This is a genomic window from Luteimonas salinisoli (assembly GCF_013425525.1).
In the GTDB taxonomy this organism is placed as follows: Bacteria; Pseudomonadota; Gammaproteobacteria; order Xanthomonadales; family Xanthomonadaceae; genus Luteimonas; species Luteimonas salinisoli.
Genome location: NZ_JACCKA010000049.1, coordinates 104,946 through 122,966, shown reverse-complemented (window position 1 = coordinate 122,966; position 18,021 = coordinate 104,946). Strand labels below are relative to the sequence as shown.

The 18,021-nt window shown below is 70.6% G+C and carries 24 protein-coding genes and 1 pseudogene; 11 read left to right on the top strand and 14 right to left on the bottom strand.

The window, feature by feature from the left end; all coding sequences use genetic code 11:
• Positions 1 to 5 precede the first annotated feature (5 nt).
• The 3 genes and pseudogenes from H0E84_RS20175 to H0E84_RS07505 form a co-directional block, all read right to left on the bottom strand.
• Positions 6 to 668: pseudogene (locus H0E84_RS20175) on the bottom strand (Acg family FMN-binding oxidoreductase); the annotation flags it as partial.
• A 27-nt stretch (positions 669 to 695) separates the two neighbouring features.
• Positions 696 to 1,094 carry a hypothetical protein gene (locus H0E84_RS20170; RefSeq protein ID WP_219339633.1) on the bottom strand — a complete coding sequence of 133 codons (399 nt, stop codon included), beginning with the start codon at positions 1,092 to 1,094 and terminating at the stop codon, positions 696 to 698.
• 134 nt (positions 1,095 to 1,228) lie between these two features.
• The gene (locus tag H0E84_RS07505) at positions 1,229 to 2,167 is read right to left on the bottom strand and encodes an AraC family transcriptional regulator (RefSeq protein ID WP_180678019.1); all 939 of its coding nucleotides are present in this window, start codon (positions 2,165 to 2,167) and stop codon (positions 1,229 to 1,231) included.
• A 99-nt stretch (positions 2,168 to 2,266) separates the two neighbouring features.
• On the opposite strand from H0E84_RS07505, the gene H0E84_RS07500 reads away from it, so the two are divergent.
• Positions 2,267 to 3,001, top strand: coding sequence for an SDR family oxidoreductase (locus tag H0E84_RS07500; protein ID WP_180678018.1), 735 nt, complete (start codon positions 2,267 to 2,269; stop codon positions 2,999 to 3,001).
• Positions 3,002 to 3,085: 84 nt separating this feature from the next.
• Positions 3,086 to 3,613 carry a hypothetical protein gene (locus tag H0E84_RS07495; RefSeq protein ID WP_180678017.1) on the top strand — a complete coding sequence of 176 codons (528 nt, stop codon included), beginning with the start codon at positions 3,086 to 3,088 and terminating at the stop codon, positions 3,611 to 3,613.
• A 24-nt stretch (positions 3,614 to 3,637) separates the two neighbouring features.
• Here the strand turns inward: H0E84_RS07495 and H0E84_RS07490 are convergent, their stop codons facing one another.
• Positions 3,638 to 4,006, bottom strand: a complete 369-nt coding sequence (locus H0E84_RS07490) for a winged helix-turn-helix transcriptional regulator (RefSeq protein ID WP_219339632.1) — start codon at positions 4,004 to 4,006, stop codon at positions 3,638 to 3,640.
• Positions 4,007 to 4,085: 79 nt separating this feature from the next.
• Between H0E84_RS07490 and H0E84_RS07485 the strand changes: the two genes are divergently transcribed.
• Together H0E84_RS07485 and H0E84_RS07480 are read left to right on the top strand one after the other, a co-directional pair.
• Positions 4,086 to 4,421: an NIPSNAP family protein gene (locus tag H0E84_RS07485; protein WP_180678016.1), complete on the top strand. Its 336-nt coding sequence runs from the start codon at positions 4,086 to 4,088 to the stop codon at positions 4,419 to 4,421.
• Positions 4,307 to 5,338: an SgcJ/EcaC family oxidoreductase gene (locus tag H0E84_RS07480; protein WP_180678015.1), complete on the top strand. Its 1,032-nt coding sequence runs from the start codon at positions 4,307 to 4,309 to the stop codon at positions 5,336 to 5,338. Before H0E84_RS07485 ends, H0E84_RS07480 begins: the two co-directional genes overlap by 115 nt.
• A gap of 21 nt (positions 5,339 to 5,359) precedes the next feature.
• Here the strand turns inward: H0E84_RS07480 and H0E84_RS07475 are convergent, their stop codons facing one another.
• Both H0E84_RS07475 and H0E84_RS07470 read right to left on the bottom strand, forming a co-directional pair.
• The gene (locus tag H0E84_RS07475) at positions 5,360 to 5,830 is read right to left on the bottom strand and encodes a nuclear transport factor 2 family protein (RefSeq protein WP_345776284.1); all 471 of its coding nucleotides are present in this window, start codon (positions 5,828 to 5,830) and stop codon (positions 5,360 to 5,362) included.
• A 131-nt stretch (positions 5,831 to 5,961) separates the two neighbouring features.
• A complete protein-coding gene (locus tag H0E84_RS07470; protein WP_180678014.1) occupies positions 5,962 to 6,693 on the bottom strand; it encodes an SDR family oxidoreductase in 732 nt (243 codons plus the stop codon).
• A gap of 117 nt (positions 6,694 to 6,810) precedes the next feature.
• On the opposite strand from H0E84_RS07470, the gene H0E84_RS07465 reads away from it, so the two are divergent.
• Positions 6,811 to 7,707, top strand: coding sequence for a LysR family transcriptional regulator (locus H0E84_RS07465; protein ID WP_180678013.1), 897 nt, complete (start codon positions 6,811 to 6,813; stop codon positions 7,705 to 7,707).
• Positions 7,708 to 7,898: 191 nt separating this feature from the next.
• Here the strand turns inward: H0E84_RS07465 and H0E84_RS07460 are convergent, their stop codons facing one another.
• The 3 genes from H0E84_RS07460 to H0E84_RS07450 form a co-directional block, all read right to left on the bottom strand.
• Positions 7,899 to 8,480, bottom strand: coding sequence for a DUF6630 family protein (locus H0E84_RS07460; RefSeq protein WP_257644113.1), 582 nt, complete (start codon positions 8,478 to 8,480; stop codon positions 7,899 to 7,901).
• 402 nt (positions 8,481 to 8,882) lie between these two features.
• The gene (locus tag H0E84_RS07455; protein WP_180678012.1) at positions 8,883 to 9,338 is read right to left on the bottom strand and encodes a cytochrome b; all 456 of its coding nucleotides are present in this window, start codon (positions 9,336 to 9,338) and stop codon (positions 8,883 to 8,885) included.
• Positions 9,335 to 9,979 carry a dioxygenase family protein gene (locus tag H0E84_RS07450; RefSeq protein ID WP_180678011.1) on the bottom strand — a complete coding sequence of 215 codons (645 nt, stop codon included), beginning with the start codon at positions 9,977 to 9,979 and terminating at the stop codon, positions 9,335 to 9,337. The genes H0E84_RS07455 and H0E84_RS07450 overlap by 4 nt, the downstream gene beginning before the upstream one ends.
• 197 nt (positions 9,980 to 10,176) lie before the next feature.
• On the opposite strand from H0E84_RS07450, the gene H0E84_RS07445 reads away from it, so the two are divergent.
• Positions 10,177 to 10,701: a sigma-70 family RNA polymerase sigma factor gene (locus H0E84_RS07445; RefSeq protein ID WP_180678010.1), complete on the top strand. Its 525-nt coding sequence runs from the start codon at positions 10,177 to 10,179 to the stop codon at positions 10,699 to 10,701.
• Positions 10,694 to 11,707 carry a hypothetical protein gene (locus H0E84_RS07440; RefSeq protein WP_180678009.1) on the top strand — a complete coding sequence of 338 codons (1,014 nt, stop codon included), beginning with the start codon at positions 10,694 to 10,696 and terminating at the stop codon, positions 11,705 to 11,707. Before H0E84_RS07445 ends, H0E84_RS07440 begins: the two co-directional genes overlap by 8 nt.
• A 91-nt stretch (positions 11,708 to 11,798) precedes the next feature.
• Here the strand turns inward: H0E84_RS07440 and H0E84_RS07435 are convergent, their stop codons facing one another.
• Positions 11,799 to 12,653 (bottom strand): type II toxin-antitoxin system RelE/ParE family toxin, encoded by an 855-nt coding sequence (locus tag H0E84_RS07435; RefSeq protein WP_180678008.1) that lies wholly within the window; start codon positions 12,651 to 12,653, stop codon positions 11,799 to 11,801.
• 103 nt (positions 12,654 to 12,756) lie between these two features.
• Positions 12,757 to 13,149: a GFA family protein gene (locus H0E84_RS07430; protein ID WP_180678007.1), complete on the bottom strand. Its 393-nt coding sequence runs from the start codon at positions 13,147 to 13,149 to the stop codon at positions 12,757 to 12,759.
• A 146-nt stretch (positions 13,150 to 13,295) separates the two neighbouring features.
• On the opposite strand from H0E84_RS07430, the gene H0E84_RS07425 reads away from it, so the two are divergent.
• Positions 13,296 to 13,682 carry an MAPEG family protein gene (locus H0E84_RS07425; RefSeq protein WP_180678006.1) on the top strand — a complete coding sequence of 129 codons (387 nt, stop codon included), beginning with the start codon at positions 13,296 to 13,298 and terminating at the stop codon, positions 13,680 to 13,682.
• A 98-nt stretch (positions 13,683 to 13,780) separates the two neighbouring features.
• On the opposite strand, the gene H0E84_RS07420 is transcribed toward H0E84_RS07425, so the two are convergent.
• Complete coding sequence (locus tag H0E84_RS07420; protein ID WP_180678005.1) at positions 13,781 to 14,008, bottom strand: DUF378 domain-containing protein; 228 nt, start codon at positions 14,006 to 14,008, stop codon at positions 13,781 to 13,783.
• Positions 14,009 to 14,058: 50 nt separating this feature from the next.
• On the bottom strand, positions 14,059 to 14,604 hold the full coding sequence (locus tag H0E84_RS07415; protein ID WP_180678004.1) for a fasciclin domain-containing protein: 546 nt from the start codon (positions 14,602 to 14,604) through the stop codon (positions 14,059 to 14,061).
• 98 nt (positions 14,605 to 14,702) lie between these two features.
• On the opposite strand from H0E84_RS07415, the gene H0E84_RS07410 reads away from it, so the two are divergent.
• Both H0E84_RS07410 and H0E84_RS07405 read left to right on the top strand, forming a co-directional pair.
• The gene (locus H0E84_RS07410; protein ID WP_180678003.1) at positions 14,703 to 15,599 is read left to right on the top strand and encodes a MerR family transcriptional regulator; all 897 of its coding nucleotides are present in this window, start codon (positions 14,703 to 14,705) and stop codon (positions 15,597 to 15,599) included.
• 77 nt (positions 15,600 to 15,676) lie between these two features.
• Positions 15,677 to 16,066 carry a DUF1801 domain-containing protein gene (locus H0E84_RS07405; RefSeq protein WP_180678002.1) on the top strand — a complete coding sequence of 130 codons (390 nt, stop codon included), beginning with the start codon at positions 15,677 to 15,679 and terminating at the stop codon, positions 16,064 to 16,066.
• A gap of 39 nt (positions 16,067 to 16,105) precedes the next feature.
• Here the strand turns inward: H0E84_RS07405 and H0E84_RS07400 are convergent, their stop codons facing one another.
• A complete protein-coding gene (locus tag H0E84_RS07400) occupies positions 16,106 to 17,233 on the bottom strand; it encodes a Gfo/Idh/MocA family protein (protein ID WP_180678001.1) in 1,128 nt (375 codons plus the stop codon).
• Positions 17,234 to 17,536: 303 nt separating this feature from the next.
• On the opposite strand from H0E84_RS07400, the gene H0E84_RS07395 reads away from it, so the two are divergent.
• A complete protein-coding gene (locus H0E84_RS07395; protein ID WP_180678000.1) occupies positions 17,537 to 17,965 on the top strand; it encodes a VOC family protein in 429 nt (142 codons plus the stop codon).
• Positions 17,966 to 18,021: the final 56 nt, after the last annotated feature.

Sequence of the window (18,021 nt, the reverse complement as noted above, 5' to 3'; positions counted from 1 at the left end):
CCCTTCTAGGCCAGGACGGCGGCCGGGGGGCGACGCGGAGCGTAGGGAAGCGTCGGCCCGTAGCCGAAGCGCAACACGAGATCCGGCCGCACCCCGGGTGCGCCGACCAGGGCGGCCAGTTCGGGGCGCAGCCGTGCCACCTCGACCGGCTGATTGATGTAGGCGTGCTTGAGCCCGAGTGTGGTCGCCATCAGCGCGAACCGCTGGCAGGCGCGGCCCACGGCGGCCCAGTGCGCGCGGTCCTCGCGCTCGGCCAGGAAGACCGCGATGCCTGGCGAGGAATCGATCTGGCTGGCGTACTTGTCGTTCTCGGCCGAGGGGGAGACGAAGGCATCGAAGGCGCGGCGGCCCAGGCCATCGGGCAGCGAAGGATTGCCGGTGGCCCCGGAGAACAGGCCGTCGCCCATCGCCATCGCGCTGCGCGGGTTGAAGCGCAGCCAGGCTTTCAGCTCGGCCATGAAGGCGGGGTCGCGCATCTGCGCATCGTTGCCGGCCACCACCAGGTCGCGTACCCGATCGATCTGCGCGCGGTCGGTCAGGATGATCAAGCGCACGCCGGGCACGCGGGCCGCGTGTTCCAGCGCTGCGATATCCGCGGCGGGCACAACACGGCCGTCGTAGTGCGCGCGCGTGGTCTGGCGCCGGGGAATCGCCGCCAGCAGCGGGTCGTTCCGCCGTTCGGCCCGACCCCAGGCTTAGTGCACGCTGCCGTCGTCCTGCGTCTCCAGTTCGCCCGGGCGGCCGGTCGCGGCCGCGGCGATGGCCAGGTTCTCGGCCGCGCAGCCGAGACTGACGAACAGATGGTGGTCGTCGGGATCGACGGCGGGCGTGGCCCGCGACGGGTCGGGCAGGATGTCGATCGCCTGCGCGCCAACGCGGAAGCGCCAGGGCTGGGTGTTGTGGCTGTTGGCCGCGAGCGTTGCGTAGCGGACCAGATCCAGCGCGTCTGCATCCGCCGGCAGCGGTGCGCGCAAACCTTCCGCATAGGCCGCGTACCCGGCCGAGGTACCGACCCGCGCGCGCCAGCCGAGCGCGCCCGTACCCGCCAACAGCGCCAAGCTGCCCGCCCCGACCACCCACTGTCGACGTTTCATGGTGCGTCCTGCGTGGCACTCTACGCTGACGGGGCCTCCGGTCGTCGACCTGGCGCATCGATCCATGCGTGAAGGCCCCGCAGGACCGGGAGCTGCCCGGGCACCGCCGCCGGCGTGACGTCCGGCGGCCGGGCTCAGGTCCCCGACGCGGTCGGTACGCTCGTTTCGACAGCCTCCGTGCGCGACGAGGCGTATCGGCTCGGCGCCATCCCCACGTGGCGCCGGAACGCCACGCTGAACGCACTGCTCGAGCCATAGCCCACGCGCTCGGCGATCTCCGAAGCGCGCAGCTCGCCCTGGCGCAGCAGCTGCCTGGCGATCTGCATGCGCCAGGCCAACAGGTATTCCATCGGGGCGACGCCGACGGTGCGGGTGAAGCGTTCGAAGAAGCTCGAGCGCGACAGCGCGGCGGTGCTGGCCAGTTGCGCCACGGTCCAGGGCCAGTCGATGTGCGCGTGCATCCGGGTCAGGGCGGCGGCGAGTCGTTCGTCGCCCAGGCCCCGGAGCAGCCCCGGCGGCGCATCGCCCGCCGTGGTGGCGCGCATCGCTTCGATCAGCAGCAGTTCGACCAGCCGCGACAGCGCCGACTCGCTGCCGGGGCGGGGTTGGGTGGTCTCCTCGGCCACCATCGCCACCAGTTGCGACAGGCGCGCGGCGCCGCGCACGTGCACCACCGGCGGCAGCAGCGAGACCAGCAGGGCCGGGTCGGCGCTGTCGAACAGGAAGGCACCGCCCAACGAGCGCATGTCGGGGACACCGCCAGGGTCGCCGTAGCGCACTTCGCTGCCGTCGCGGGGCAGGGTGTCGGCATCCCACGGCACCGGCGCAGGCGGGTCGTCGCTGGACAGGGTGAAGGCCGGGGTGGTGGGCAGCAGGATGAAATCGCCGGCGCCGACGGCGAGCGGGGCGTGGCCGTCCACGGCCAGCCGGCAGCCGCCCGCCAGCACGATGCAGAAGCTGGGCCTGCCGTATTCGGCGTAGCGCACTGCCCAGCGGCCCTTGCCGCTGATGACGTTGGCGAAGGCGGCTCGCGGGCGCAGCAGGCCGACGAGCTGGGAGAGCGGATCGGCCATCTTCGGACTTCTGCTAAACGAATACGGACGTTTGACTATCGATCATCCGGCGATCCTGGCCCACGCTGACCTCCCCGTCAAACCACCAGGGAGTCACTCATGAAGACCGCACTGATCACCGGCTGCTCGTCCGGCTACGGCCTGGCCACCGCCCGGCACTTCCACGCGCAGGGCTGGCAGGTCGTCGCCACGATGCGCCGCCCCCGCGCCGACCTGTTCGACGGCGCGCCCGGCATCCGCGTGCTGGCGCTGGACGTCACCGACACCGCCAGCATCGCCGAGGCGCTGGAGGCCGCCGGCCCGATCGACGCGTTGGTGAACAACGCCGGCCTCGGCCTGTTCGGCGCCTTCGAGGCCACGCCGATGGCCACCGTGCGCGAGATCTTCGAGACCAACACCTTCGGCACGATGGCGATGTGCCAGGCGGCCATTGCACGCATGCGCGAACGCGGCGCGGGCACGATCGTCAACGTCACCTCCAGCGCCACGCTGGCGCCGTTCCCGCTGGTCGCGGCCTATACGGCCAGCAAGACCGCGATCGAGGGCTTCACCGGATCGCTGGCGCTGGAGCTGGCCGGATTCGGCGTGCGCGCGAAGCTGGTCGAGCCCGGCTACTGCCCCGACACGCGCTTTGCCGACAACGGCGCCGAACGCATGCAGGGGCTGGTGACCGATCCGTACGCGCCGTTCGCAGGCAAGGTGTTCGAGGGTTTCGCGCAGCTCGAAGCCGTCACCCGCCCGGGCGACGTCGCCGAAGCCGTGTGGCAGGCGGCGAACGACGCCACCGGGCGCCTGCGCTTCGCCGCCGGCGCCGACGCGCTGGCGCTGGCTTGAGGGGACGGAGGGAAGTAACTTGGGTGCGTCGTCCTAATTAGCTCCACCCCTTCTTCTGCACGTCGCAACCTGGATTCCAGTCCCATGAAGAAGCTCATCATGCTCGCAGTCGCTCTGGCGTTCTCCCAGCCCGCCCAGGCATGCCAGTGCGCATTTCCTCCGCTGGATACGCAATCGGTGCGCGAAGCAAAGAATGTGTTCGTCTTTCGGCTGCTCGACGCCAGGCTCCAGACGGAGGGTTCGGCGCTGCCCTTGACCGCCACGGTCCTGGGCAACATCGAGATCGTGGATACGATCCGCGGCACCGCCGATGCGAAGCGCATCCGCTACTCGGTGCATCAGTGCTGCGGTACGCGCCTGGATGTCGGGAAGTACTATCTCGCCTTGAGCTCCGACAGCGGGCCCGAGATCCATGGCCATAGCGGAAATCTGATCGAGGCAGGAGAGATGTACTATCCAGGCAGCGGCACGCGCGAAAGAATCGAGACCGTCCTCTCGGGGGAAGAAGGCCTCGAAAACGCCTTTTCCGCATACGCCTTGGACAGGACACAGCAGATTCCCCGCCCGCCCCCGCCCAACTGCCCCGGATCGGGGGCGCCGACAACGCCATGAGCGGCAAGCCGGCCGATCTCTGGCTCAACTGCCTCCACCCCTTTTCTGCTGTTCTGCTCTGGTCGCGAATCGATCGATGTGGTTGCGGCCCCAGCGCCGGATCGCTTCGACGACCGGAACCAGGCTGCGCCCGTATTCGGTCAACGAGTAGCGAACCGGTGCCGGCGGCTTGCCGGTGCGCTGCCTGTCCACGATTTCGTCGGCGACCAGCCCACGCAGTTGTTCGGACAGGACCTTCTGCGAGATCGACGGCATCAGGCTGCGCAGTTCGCCGAAGTTGCGCGGCGACTCGGCGAGCCAGTAGACGACGATGAGTTTCCATTTGCCGCCAGCGGCGGCGCTTGCCGCCGTGATCGGGCAGTCGCTGATCGGGTTCTTGCGCGGCGTTGCCATGGTTACCTGCAGGTGCCGTCTATACGGAGCGACGAAGGCGTTTTAGCATCGGTCCGGTCGCGGGTCCACACAGGCCGACATGATCGTCGAGATCAGAACCTACAGGCTCAAGCCCGGGATGCGCGACGGGTTCCTGGCGTTCTTCAGGACCGAGGCGATCCCGCTGCAGCGCTCGCTTGGCATCCGGGTGGCCGGGCCGTTCGTGGATATCGACGATCCGGATCGCGTGGTCTGGGCGCGCGCCTTCCCTTCGTTCGCCGAACGCGAGCGGATGAAGGCCGAGCTTTACGAGGGGGACACATGGATCCGCGAACTCGAGGGCATCGTGATGCCCATGCTGGAGCGCTACGACTCGATCCTGACCGAGACGCCGGAGTGGTTCATCGACGAGTTGCTGGCATGCGAGCGGTCCTGAGTCTCGCGCTGCTGCTCGCAGCGGCCGCTGCGTTCGCCGACGACGGCCGCAACCCGGATTTCGATTTCGAGTTCGGCGCGTGGACCGCGCACATTTCGCGCCTCGTCGCGCCCCTGAGCGGCTCGAACGAGTGGGTCGAGTACAGCGGAACGTCCGTTGTCACGCCGGTCTGGGATGGCCGCGCCAACCTCGGCGAGCTGCTGGTGGACGGGCCCGCGGGGCGCATCGAGGGCATGAGCCTGCGCGTGTTCGATCCTGCATCCGGCCAGTGGCGGATCCACTGGACGAATGCACGCCAGGGGCACGTGGGCGAGGCGATGGTGGGCGGCTTCACCGACGGTCGCGGCCTGTTCTACAACACCGAGATCTTCGAGGGGCGTCCGGTGCAGGTGCGGTTCGTCTTCTCCGACATCACCGCATCGACGTTTCGGCTGGAGCAGGCATTTTCGGCCGACGATGGCGCCAGCTGGGAGGCCAACTGGATCGCGACGTTCGCGCGCGATACCGTGGCGGGCGAGGGCGACGGGCACGACAACGCGGCGACGCTGTGGATGGCGATCGACGATGCCTGGAACGCGCGGGACGCGCCGCGGTTCGCGTCGCTGTTCACGGAGGACGCGATCATGGTGTTCTTCGACCGCGAGGAGACGCTGTCCGGTCGCGATGCGATCCGCGATGCGTTCACGGAGCGGTTCCCGCAGATCGCCGCGCAGTACGCGCATCGCAGCGCCGTGACGCGCGTCCGGGCCGTCGCTCATGGCGTGTTGGTGGTGGACGGTACCGTGGATGTCGTGCGTCACATGGCCGACCCGATGGCCGAGCCAGAGACCTTCCGGTCTTTCCGGGTGTCCTCCGTCATGGTCCATGCCGGAAACGCGTGGCGGTTCCGGGATATGCGTATCCATCCTTCGCCATAGGGTCCGGGAGGGGCGTCCCGCTCACTGCATCAACGCGTCCAGCGCCCAGGTGTCGAGGAAGGCGACGACGCGCACGATCCTGCCACCCTCGAGTTCCATGTGCCAGGCGTAGTGGTTGCGGTAGCTGCCGCCATCGCGCGTGCGGGCTGTGCCGCGCCAAAGCACCACTACTGCATCGCCCTGCGCGACGACATGTTCGACCTCGGGCGCGATCGGCGTGGCCAGGCGCGCGGTGATCGGCGCCACCGCGCGCTCCATGAAGTCGCGCTTCGAGCGGTAGACGCCCGACACCGGGCTGTTTCCGGCCACCGTCCATACGACATCGTCGGCAAGCAGGTCGAACACACTGCCGGTGCCGGCGCGCCAGTCGTCAAACGCCGTGCGCACCAGCGCGACGTTGTCGGGCAGGGACGGGGCGGTCGCCCCGCCGGCGTGGGCGGGACCCAGCGATGCGAGGCACAGCAGCGCCGCACCGGCTACACCTGGGGGCACGCGAAGGCGCTTCCTGCGCGCACCCGGCGAACCGCCGCGCCCCTGTGGGAGCGCCGGCAGTCGCGATGTCTTGCCCGCCCGGCCAGCCCACAAGGCGCCGGCATGCCAAGCGCCATCGCCGTCGCGCCCACTCACGCCGGGCTCCGCACATGGCGCACCACGATGTCGGTGGTGTCCACCTCGGCCGGCTGCGCGATCGCGTGCGCAATCGCGTTCGCGATCGCTTCCGGCTTCAGTGCGATTTGCCGGAACTCGTCGATCGCCTTCGCCGTTTCCGCGTGGCTGATGGTGTGCGCCAGCTCAGACTCCACCGCGCCGGGGTACACGCAGGTCACGCGCACGGTGTCGCTTTCCATGCGCAGGCCCTCGGAGATCGCGCGCACTGCGTACTTGGTGGCGCAGTACACCGCCGCGCTGTGCATCACGAACAGGCCCGCGATCGACGACACGTTGACCACGTGGCCGGCGCCCTGGCGCTCCATCGCCGGCAGCGCCGCGGCGATGCCGTGCAGCACGCCGCGGATGTTGACGTCGATCATCGTGTCCCATTCGTCGGTCTTCAGCGCCGACAGCGGCGCCAGCGGCATCACCCCGGCGTTGTTGACCAGCACGTCGACGCGGCCGTAGCGCGCCACCGCCTCGTCCACGAACGCCTGCATGTCCTCGCGACGGGTCACGTCCAGCGCGCGCGCGTGCGCGGTGCCGCCGCGGGCATTGATGTCAGCCGCCAACGCCTGCAGCCGCTCGACGCGGCGCGCGCCCAGCACCACGGTGGCGCCGCGTTCGGCCAGCAGCCGGGCGGTGGTCTCGCCGATGCCGCTGCTGGCGCCGGTGATCAATACGATCTTGTCGATGGTGTCCATGTCGGGCTCCTCGGTTGGGGAACGGCGGCCGGTCGCCGCCTGCCGAACACCGTATTGCCCTCCCACTGTCGAGAGAAGACGGCAATTGCTGACTGCAGTGGTTAGACTTGCTTGACAATGCAGTTCGACCTCAACCTCCTGCGCCTGTTCCTGGCCGTGGCCGACGCCGCCAGTTTCCGCGCCGCGGCCGATGCCCTGGGCGTCACCCGCTCGGCCGTCAGCCAAGGCATCCGCCGGCTGGAGGACACCTTGGGCGTAGCCCTGGTCCAGCGCACCACCCGCAGCGTGCGCCTCACCGAGGCCGGTCAGCGCCTGCACCGCCAGGTCTCCGCCCCGCTGCATACCGTGGCCGCCGCGCTGGAAGAAGCGGTGGACGACGGCCCGCCGCGTGGCCTGCTGCGGGTCAACGTGTCCTCGATCGCCGAGCGTTTCCTGGCCGGGCCGTTCGTGGCCAGCTTCGCCCGGGCGCACCCGGGCATCACCCTGGACGTCACCGTGAGCGACGACCCGATCGACCTGGTCGCCGGCGGCTTCGATGCCGGCGTGCGCCTGGGCGAGGTGATCGAGCAGGACATGGTGGCGGTGCCGCTGACCGGCCCGCAGCGCCAGCTGGCGGTGGCCGCGCCCAGCTATGTGCAGGCGCACGGCGTGCCGCAGCACCCGCGCGATCTGGTCCACCACCGCTGCATCGGCTGGCGCCCCGCACCGGAAACCGCGCCCTACCGCTGGGAGTTCAGCGAAGACGGGCGCGATTTCGAGGTCGACGTGAATGCCCAGGTCACCACCAACGACCTGCGCGTGATGCTGCGCACCGCCCTGGCCGGCGGCGGCATCACTTTCGGCCTGGAGGAGAACTATCGCCAGTGGGTGGAGTCCGGCCAGTTGGTGCCGCTGCTGCAGGACTGGCTGCCGCCGTTCGCCGGCTTCTTCCTCTACTTCCCCAGCCGCCACAACCAGCCGCGCAAGCTGCGCGCGCTGGTGGAGCACGTGCGCAAGTTCCGGGATCTCGAATAGGCGGTACGCGAAGCCAAGCGGGCTGCCGGCGCCGCGCACGCCATGTCGCGTCGGCGTGCGCGACGAGCGCGCCCGCCGAGCCTGAAGTGATAGGCGCTTGGACAGGCGCGATTCCGTGGCCAGCTTCCGGGTGCCAAACATTCAACACAGGCACGATCGATCGGCACCGGCGCGCCGGCTTTGCGGGTGGATCACACCCCCGCAGGCCGCACGTCGATCCCTAGCGCGGGCGCAATCACCCGCATCGCCTCGTCGTCGCTGGCCAGCGTCATCCATCCGGCCACGACACCGGGGCCGGCTTCCCAGGTCCATAGGGTGTAGCCGTCCAGGCGCAGCTGGTCGCGTGCGGTCTGGAGCAGATCGGTGGTCGTCGCGCGCGCAAGAAAGCCGTCATCGGTCGGGTCTTCCACGCCCCAATCGATGGCCAGGCTGAAGCGTGCGGCAAGCTCGGCGATGCAGTCGATCAGCGCGCCGGGCGCGGTCTCCTCGATGTGGAAGCCGGATTTCCAGTCGATCACGTCCTTCAACAGCCCCACGGCGTCGATGGTCTCGGCATCGGCGCCGTCCAGCACCTCCTGGAATGCGCCGAACTGCTGCAGCGCCGCGTCCTCGTCGCCCGGATTGACGATCAGCAGCAGCTGCCAGACCAATGCCTCGGCACTGGCATCCTCGTCGATCTCGGCGCGCTCCGGCTCGCTGGTGTAGTTGTCGTCCGGATCGAAATCTTCGTCGGGGAAGGTCATCGTGTGCGCGTCGCTGTGGTTAGTGGTCAAGAAGGGCTGCCGAATCGGGCAGGAGCCCGCGGTTGCTCCGCCGTGTCGGTGTGTCTTGGCGCTTCACCGTTGCAAGGCGCAGGTCCGCCATCCGCCGGTGCCGGAACAGGGCCTCTCTGTTCCAAGATCAGTCGCGTAGCGACCCCAGTCAAGCGAAGATGGACAAAAAAGGGGACGGAGGAGGTATCCCCACGTGTCATGCGGCCGCGATCATCCGATCGAGCGTGTCCGCCGGCCGTCTCCGTAGTCGCTCCATTCCCGGGTCGCGCGCGTGCGATGGCCGTACCAGGCCATCCAACGCACGGCCAGTCACCCCATCCGCCGCGCGATCAACCCGTCCCGCAGCACCCACTGGTGCCACGCGGCCGCGCACACGTGCAGTGCCACGAGCGCCGCCAGCGTCTAGCCGGTCCAGGTGTGCAGGTACCACACGGCGGCGTAGCCGGTACCCAGGTCGCCGTCGGACGCGAACAGGCGCGGTACTTCGAACAGGCCCAGCACGTCCATCGGTTCGTTGCGCCACACCCGGAGGACGTAGCCGCTGGCCGGCAGCACCAGCAGCGCGGCGTAGAGGGCCCAGTGCGTGGCCGCGGCCAGCCGCCGGCGCCAGGGCGGCTCGCTGGCAGCTGCCGAGGGTGCGCCATGGGCTACGCGCCACGCCAGGCGCATCGCCAGCAGCGCCGCCAGCAACACACCCAGCTGGTAGTGCAGGTGGAGCAGGCGCGCGCCGGCCTCGCGCGTGTCGGCGCGCTCGGCGGCCCAGCCCAGCCACAGCTGCAGCGGGATCGTCGGTGCCATCAGCCAGTGCAGCAGGCGCGCGGGCAGGCGATAGCGTTCGCCGGCACCGGCCGTGATCATGCGCGGCTGCGCGGACGGTAACCGTCCACGTTCCGGCCGAGCACGATGTCGCGACGTACCTGCCAGGCGCCGTCGCGACGTTCGGGCATCACGATCGCATCGCCGCCGCGCCCGCTGGCGTACCTGCGGACCTGCTGCGGGGTGAGCTTCGGGTCGTCGCGGAACATGACGTCGTCGAGGTAGTAGGTGCCGTGGCCGGGCTCGATCACGTGCATGTGGATGTGCTCGGGCACATCCCCGCCTGGATAGGCACCGGGGCGGATGCTGTCGAAGCGGTAGGCCCCATCGGCATCGGTGCGCGCCCAGCCGCGCAGGCGGCCATGGCGCCGCGCGGCACCAGAGGCGGCGCCCTCGGGCGGCGGATAGATGCCGTCCTGGTCGGTGTGGTATGCGTAGACCACCACGCCCGGCTGCGGCCGGCCCTGCAGGTCGGTCACGATGCCGGTGAGCGTCAGCGGTTCGCCGGGTTCGCCTGTCGCGGCGATGCGCGCGTGAGGGTCCAGCGTTGTCGGCAGGCCGTCGAACACCGCCTCGCAGCCGTCGCAGGCGCCGATGACGGGTTCGCGGTTGGGTGCGGCCGCCGGCACCAGGGGCAGCAGCGGCAGGGACAGCAGGGCGAATACGAACGGGCGGCGCTGCATGGCGGTGTCCTCGAGAGCGGGCTACAGGAAGACGGCAGCTGGGCGGAGGGTGTTATCGATAGGTGCCGCCGCGCAGAGGCGTATGGCGCGCCGGCGCGCGGGCGGATAACACTTCGCCTGTCGCCCCCCTCTATACCGGAGTCCTCCTGACCGCCGGCCCGCCCATCGACGATCCACTGCCCGCTCCGGATCCGGAGGTGGCGCGCTGCGTGCGCGAGGCGCGCGCCGGTTCGCAGCCGGCGTTCGCGCGGCTGCACCGGCGGTTCCTGCCGCTGGTGCATGCCATCCTGCTCGGCCGCCACCCGCCGGCGCTGGCCGACGAACTGGCGCAGGAGTGCTTCGCCACCGCGTTCGCACGCCTGGCGCAGCTGCAGGAGGACGGGCGTTTCGGCGCGTGGATCGCGACGATCGCGCGCCGTGCGCGCCCCCACGCGATGCGCGCGCACGACGGCGAGGGCGCGCTGGCGCAGATCGCCGGTGCTGCGGCGCCGCCGGAGGATGCCGTTGAGGCGGCGCGCGTGCTGCGCGCCATCGCGGCGCTGCCCGAGGCCTATCGGGAAACCCTGCTGCTGCGCCTGGCCGAGGGCCTGAGTGGCCCCGAGATCGCCGCACTCACCGGCATGACCCACGCCTCGGTGCGCGTGAACCTGCATCGAGGCATGGCGAGATTGCGCGCCGCGCTCGGCGTGGTAGAGCACCTGCCGGAGGACGGTCATGACTGAACGCGACGACCCGCTGTGGAACCCGCAACTGCCGGCCGATCCGGAGCTGGCGCGCCTGCAGCGCCTGCTCGCGGCCTATGGCTCGGCCGCACGGGCGCAGGCGATGCCGCCGCAGGTACCGCCGCGATCCGCGCGCCGTCGCGGCCGCCGCATTGCAGGATGGGCCATGGCCGCGGGCTTCGCGCTGCTGCTGGTCGGTGCGCATCACTACCGGCTCGCCTGGTCGTCCGGACAGCACTGGTCCGTCACCCAGCTGGCGGAAGGCGAACGTTCCAGGGCCACGCTGGCGCCGGGGCAGGGCGTGACCACCGGCGATGGCGAGACCGCGCGCATCGCCGTGGCGCGGATCGGCAACATCGCGCTTTCGCCGCGCTCGCGGCTGCGGCTGGTGGAAACTGCGGCCGGCAGGCACAGCGTGGCGCTGGACCACGGCCACCTGCGCGCGCGGATCTGGGCGCCGCCCGGCTACTTCCGGGCCGGCGCAGGGGCGGCGGAGGTGGTGGATCTGGGCTGCGATTTCGAGCTGTGGCAGGAGGAGGACGGCGCCGGCCGCGTGCGGGTGCACAGCGGCTGGATCAGCTACCGACACGGTGCCGACGACATCCTGGTGGCGGAAGGACACGTGCTGGCGTTTGCCGGCGACATGGCGGGCACGCCGATGCGGCACGATGCGCCGGCGGCGCTGGTCGCTGCGGTGCGCGCGCTCGAGGCGGCGCTGCGCGACGACGCGGGCAATGCGGTCCTGGTCGAACGCGCTGCGCGCCGGGTCGCGGACATCGCCCGCGATGCCGATGCCTTCACCCTGCTCAGCCTGCTCACGCGCCGGCCCGCGCTCGCGCGCACCGCGCTGTACGCGCGCCTCGCCGCGGCCATCGACCAGCCCGTCGATGCCCATGCGCATCGCGCCGCCTGGGCCGCGGGCGATCGCCAGGCGATGAACCTGTGGTGGGACACCCTGCCGCGGCAGCCGAAGCAGTGGTGGGGCGGATGGAAAGACCTGCTGTAGCGCGGGCCGGCCAGCTCGGCATGGGCGCGCCGCGCCCGTAGCTGCCCTGCGACGCGATGCAGGAGAGCGGTCGTCCTCCGATCCGCGCTGCTCAGCGATACGCCCGCGGCCCTCGCCATACCAGCTCGCCGCGCCGATAGACCTGCTGCACGGTGATCACTTCGCGCGCATCGCCGATGTTCGCCATTTCGGGGTCGGCCGGGTCGAGCAGGCGGCAGGGGCCGGACTCGCGCTTGAGGGCGGTTTCCAGCGGGCAGACCATGTACTCCCGTGCGCCCGGCAGGGGCAGGAAGATTTCGGTGATGCCCTGGTCGCGCCAGGCGCGCAGGCGGGCCTCGCTGCGCTGCTCGTAGACGACCTGGAAGCCGCCCACCTCCAGGTTGGGTTCGGAGCCGGAGGTGCCGGCACTGCGGCCGCGCGAAGCCGCCGGACTGCGGGCCGGCCCCGCGTTCACCGGGGCGGTGTCCTCGGCCAGCATGCCCGGCGGCTGCCCCCAGGTGCGCGCGCGGCGCTGGGTGGGCGGGGGCGGGGGCGTGGCGGGAGCCGGTGGCGCAGGGCGCTGCGCGGACCGCGGGCTGGGCGATGGCGCCGGCGCGTTCGACGCGGCCGCTGCGACTGCAGGCAGCGGCTCGTCGGCCTGCGGCACCGCGGTGGCGCGGATGCGCGGGGCCGCGGGGGCGACCTCGGGGGACTCGCTCGTGGGCGCGGCGTCCTCGGGTGGTGCCTGCACGGGCTGCGGCGGGCTCTCGCCGATGAAGGTCACTTCCACCCGGCTGCCGCCGGCGGCATCGCCCTGCGGCCTGGTCATGGTGATCGGCGGCGCCAGCATCGCGAAGAGCAGGATCAGCAGGTGCAGCAGCGCACTGCCGAGCGCGGCGATGCGCGGCTCCAGGTATTCGATCCGATGTCCCGCCCCGGCACCCGGTCGGGTCGGCGCAGGATTCATGCCGCCGGGTGGGCGACTGGGGGGGAGGCCTTCATGGAAAAGTCGGCGGCGGACGGCGTGGGGGCCCGCATCGTAACGCTTCGGGGGTCGGACCCACCCGCGGCTATTCCTCGAAGCGGCCCGAACCCTCGCGGTCGCGGTCGTATCGTCTGGCGAGCGGGAAGGGCGGCAGCCAGGACTCGCGCCGGACGATCCAGCTTTCGTAGGTCGGCACCAGCCGATCGGGGGCGTCGAGGGATCCCAGGTGCACCTCGATCTCGTCCGCGGTGCGGGCAAACACAGACGATCCGCAACGGGGGCAGAAGAACCGCCCGGCGTACTCGCGGGTCTCGCCGGAGATGGTCACCGCGTCCTCGGGAAACACCGCTGCCGCATAGAAGAGCGCGCCATGATGCTTGCGGCAGTCGAGACAGTGGCAAAGACCGACCCGATAGGGGCGTCCGGACGCCAGGAGCCGGACGTTGCCGCACAGGCAGCCGCCAGTGAATCGGTCCATGCCGCATTTCCGAGACAGAAGGGGAGGGATGTCTACAACGGACCGTGCCGTCATTGCAATCGCCGCCATGGCGGCGCCCGCTTCCGGTAGAGTCCCGTGGCTTGGCCCAGGCGTGGGCCCATCATCGAAACATCGGGGAGAGAGTCGTGAACTACGTCCACATCGTTGCGGTGCTCGCCGTGCTCCAGTTCTTCTTCTTCGGCATCCTGGTCGGGCGTGCCAGGGCGAGCTACGGAGTGAAGGCTCCCGCCACCGCCGGACACGAGCTGTTCGACCGGGCGTTCCGCGTGCACATGAACACCCTCGAACAACTCGTGGGATTCCTGCCGGCCCTGCTCATCGCCGCCGTGTACTGGCCCGATGCGATCGTTGCCGGGGTCGGTGCCGTCTACCTGGTCGGGCGCTTCGTCTATCGGCGTGCGTACCTGGCCGATCCGGGCAGGCGCCAGGTCGGGTTCCTGCTGACGGTGCTCCCCATCTTCGCGCTGCTGGCGGCGGCCGTCTTCGGCGCAGTCACCCGGCACGCGTCCTGACATCCGGCGAAAGAAACCCCGCCGCGTGACGCCTTCGGCGGCACGCGGCGGGGCGGGTTCCGCGGATTCGCGAGCATGTGCGAACCCGCGGGAAACGATCAGCGGTGCGCCTCGGCGCGCATTTCGCCGACGCTGCCAGCGCGCAGCAGCGGCACGATCTGCCACAGGGCGGACAGGCCGACCAGCACGTAGACGAGGCGGGCCAGCCAGGCGTCCTGACCGCCGAAGATCGCGGCCACCAGGTCGAGCTGGGCCGTGCCCACCAGGCCCCAGTTGATGCCGCCGACGATCACCAGCGCAAGGGTGACGAGATTGAGTGTTTTCATGGATATCTCCTGATTGCGGGGAGAGTGCTGCGTAGCGGCGGGAGCGGCGCTCAGCTGCCCGGCATCAGCACCTTGTCGATCACGTGGATCACGCCGTTGCTGGCGGCCACGTCGGCGGTAACGACGTTGGCGCCGTCCACCTTGACCGCTCCGCCCGTCGCGTCGATGGCGACCGCGCCGCCCTGCACCGTGGTGGCTTCGTCCAGCGTGATCACGCGGGCGGCGGGGTAGCGGCCCGGCACGACGTGGTAGGTGAGGATCGCGATCAGCTGGTCCTTGTTCTCGGGCTTGAGCAGGTGCTCGACGGTGCCGGCCGGCAGTGCGGCGAAGGCCGCGTCGGTGGGTGCGAAGACGGTGAAGGGCCCGTTGCCCTTGAGGGTGTCGACCAGGCCGGCCGCGGTGAGCGCTGCAGCCAGGGTGTTGAACTGGCCTGCGGCCACGGCGGTGTCGATGATGTCGCCCCTGGCCTGGGTCGCGGCGGCTTGGGTGGAGGCGGACTGGCCGGCGAACGCGAGCGGGGCGGCGAGGCCGAGGGCCAGGGCGGCGACGAGGGTGCGGACCGGGGAGGCGTTGCGGGATTGGGTGGGGCGGTTCATCGGGAGGCTCCGGGTTGGGGTAGAGCGGCCAGTCTCGGGCGCGTGCCGTTAGCCGGTTGTCCAATTCCATGCTGTACGTTTGTTGTACATTCGTCGGCATGTACCCGGTCAAGGCTGCCGCCGAACTCAGCGGGCTCACCCCGGAGACGCTGCGCGCCTGGGAGCGGCGCCATGCGGCGGTGGCGCCGCACCGCGACGCCAAGGGGCGGCGGCTGTACGACGCGGCCATGGTCGAGCGGCTCGCCCGCCTGCACCGGCTGACCGACCGCGGCCATCCGATCCGCGATCTGGCCGGCCTCGAGAACGAGGCCCTCGACCGGCTGCTGCAGGAAGGGCGCCACGCCGGTTACGGTGGCGTCGAGACCCTGCCCGAGCGGATGCTGGACGCGATCGCCGACTACCGGGTGGACGTGTTCGACCGCGATCTCTCCGTGGCGATCGCCACCCTGCCGCTGCCGGTGCTGATGTCGCGCCTGGTGACACCGCTGCTGCGCGAGGTCGGCGTGCGCTGGGCCGATGGCCGCCTGGCGATCGCCCAGGAGCGGCTGGTCAGCAGCTTGCTGCGGGCGCGGCTGTTGTCGATCCTCAACCAGCACCCGCGCGAACAGCGCCCCCGGCTGCTGTTCGCCACCCTGCCGGGCGAGCCGCACGAACTGGGCCTGCTGGGCGCGGCCCTGCACGCGTACGAGGACGGCGCGCCGGTGCTGTACCTGGGCACCGAGCTGCCGGCCGTTGAGTTGGCGCGGGTGGCCAACCGGCTCGGTGCCGCGGCGGTGGCGATCAGTTCGGTCGATCCGGGGCAGGCCCCGGCCGCGCTGGCGGAGTTGCGCGCCCTCGATGCCGAACTCGCACCCGGCGTGCCGGTGTGGCTCGGCGGCGCCAACGCACGCTACCTCGCCGAGGAGCTGGGCATCGAACGGCTGCGCGCGGTCACCGATCCGGCGGCGCTGACGCGGCTGATCCGGGGGCGCGCCCTTGCAGACAGGGCGCGCTGATTGCACCTTGGATGTCGAATCCGGGCGAGCGCTATCGTGGCTTTCGCATCCACCCGCCCGGCAGCAGGAGGAATGCAATGCACCCGGAGATCCTGAAGTACAACGAGCGGCAGGACCCGGACCACAGCAGAGTTTGCGACCTGCTTGCCCGGGAGATCGACAGCCACCTGCCGGAAGCCGAAAGCAGGATCTGGCACGCGCATCCGGTCTGGTTCCTGGATGGCAATCCGACCGTCGGATACAGCAAGCAGAAGCCCGGAATCCGGCTGATGTTCTGGAGCGGTGCGGATTTCGAGGAACCGGGATTGAACGTGGTCGGAAAGAAATTCAAGGATGCATCGGTCTTCTACAACGATGTCTCGGAAATCAGGAAAGCGGACCTGCGCCGCTGGCTCGGGAAGGCGCGGGAAATCCAGTGGGACTACAAGAACATCCTCCGCCACAAGGGGCTGGAGAGGCTCAAGTAGGGTAGCGAGGCGCGGCGCCTGTCAGCGGTGTTCACCGCCTCACTGTTCGATCGCCACCCGCCTGTTTTCGCCGCGCACCGAGGCGAACGCCGCGTCGAGCACTCGCATGTCGCGCACGCCTTGTTCGCCCGGAGCGCGGGGCGGTGTGCCGGCGAGGATGGCCAGCGCGTCCTGGTCCATCTGTTCGGCCTGCATGCGCGGGCGCTCGCCCAGCTGGGCCGGGAACACCGTGCCGTCGCTGGCGCGGCCGACGTTGCCTTCGTAGGCCTGGAACGGCGACAGCGCGTACCAGCCGCGCTCGCAGTCGACCTGCAGGGTGTTGAGGTTGCGGCCGAAGCTGGTGACGCAGTCGGCGACGATGCCGTCGGGGAACTCGAGTTCGAAGCGCATGGTTTCGTCGACCTCGCGGAAGACGTCGCGACGCGCGGTCTCGTCCCAGGCCCGGATCGCGGTCGGCTCCAGTCCGGTGCTGTAGCGCGCCGCGTTCACGCAGTACACACCCATGTCGTACATGGCGCCGCCGCCGCGGGCCGGGTCGAGCCGCCAGGCGTCGTCGGCGCCGTTGCGCCAGCCGAACCAGCCGGCATCGGCGCGCAGCTTGACGATCCTGCCGAACGGCCGCTCCTGCGCCATCGCCATGAACCGGCGGGTGTTCGGCTCGTGCTGCATGCGGTAGCCGATGGCCAGCTGCACCCGGTTGTCGCGGCAGGCCTTCACCATCGCCTCGCCCTCGGCCGCGTCCATCGCCATGGGTTTCTCGCACCAGACGTGCTTGCCGGCGTTCGCGGCGGCGAGCGTCTGCGGCATGTGCAGGTGGTTCGGCGTGACCACGTAGACCACGTCGATGTCGTCGTTGTCGGCGATGCGGTGGAAATCGTCGTAACCGTAGACGTTGGCGTCGGGAATGTCGTACCTGCCCTGCCACTCGGGGATCTTGTGCGGCGAGCCGGTGACGATGCCGGCCAGTCGGCAGTGCTTCGTGAGCTGCAGCGCCGGCGCCAGCAGATCGCGGCTGTAGCCGCCCAGGCCGACCAGCGCCACGCCCAGCCTGCGCGACGGCGCCGGCCCCGCGAACGCCCCCGGCAGCGCGGCCGCCGCGCCGCCCAGCGCCAGCGCCTGCAGCAGGCCCCGCCGGGAGATGCCGTTGGCACCACGGTTCGTGTGCATCGCATCCTCCGCGTCGAGTCCTGCCGCATGCTAGCAGCGGCGCAGGCTCGCCACATGCTGCGGCGCACGCCTGCGCGCGATGCCCGCCGCTGGCCCGCCTTCGCAGCCGTGCACGGGACCTGCCGCAAGCGCGGGATCGGCGCGGAGCCGGACCCCGGCGCGGCATGGACGCGTCGAGACCGGCCATGGCCGGGCAGGGGTGGCCAGCGGAAGCGGCGATGCGCGCGCTCGAGTCGACCCGCTATCATCGCCGGCCGCGGCCGCACCCGGTGGCGGACGTCGCCTTTCCCCTCGGAGCGTTGAATGAAGCAGTCGCTTGGCCTCGTCTCCCTCGTCGTGCGCGACTACGACGAGGCGATCGCGTTCTTCGTCGGCACGCTCGGCTTTCGCCTCGTCGAGGACATGCCGGTGCCGGAGCAGTCAAAGCGCTGGGTGGTGGTTTCCCCGCCGGGCGCGGCGGAGTGCCAGCTGCTGCTCGCGCGCGCATCGACGCCGGAACAGGAGTCCCGTATCGGCGGCCAGACCGGCGGACGTGTATTCCTGTTCCTCTACACCGACGACTTCTGGCGCGACTACGAGGCCTATCGATCCAGGGACGTGGTGTTCGTCCGCGAGCCGAAGCAGGAGCCCTACGGTACCGTGGCCGTGTTTCGCGACCTCTACGGCAACCTGTGGGATCTGGTGCAGCCGAGCGCGTCGCATCTGGCCGAGCGTGCCGGCGCCGCCAAGTGATGCGCGCACTGGGAATGGCGACGCCGGCCCTCGGCGAGATCATTCCCGGGCAGCCT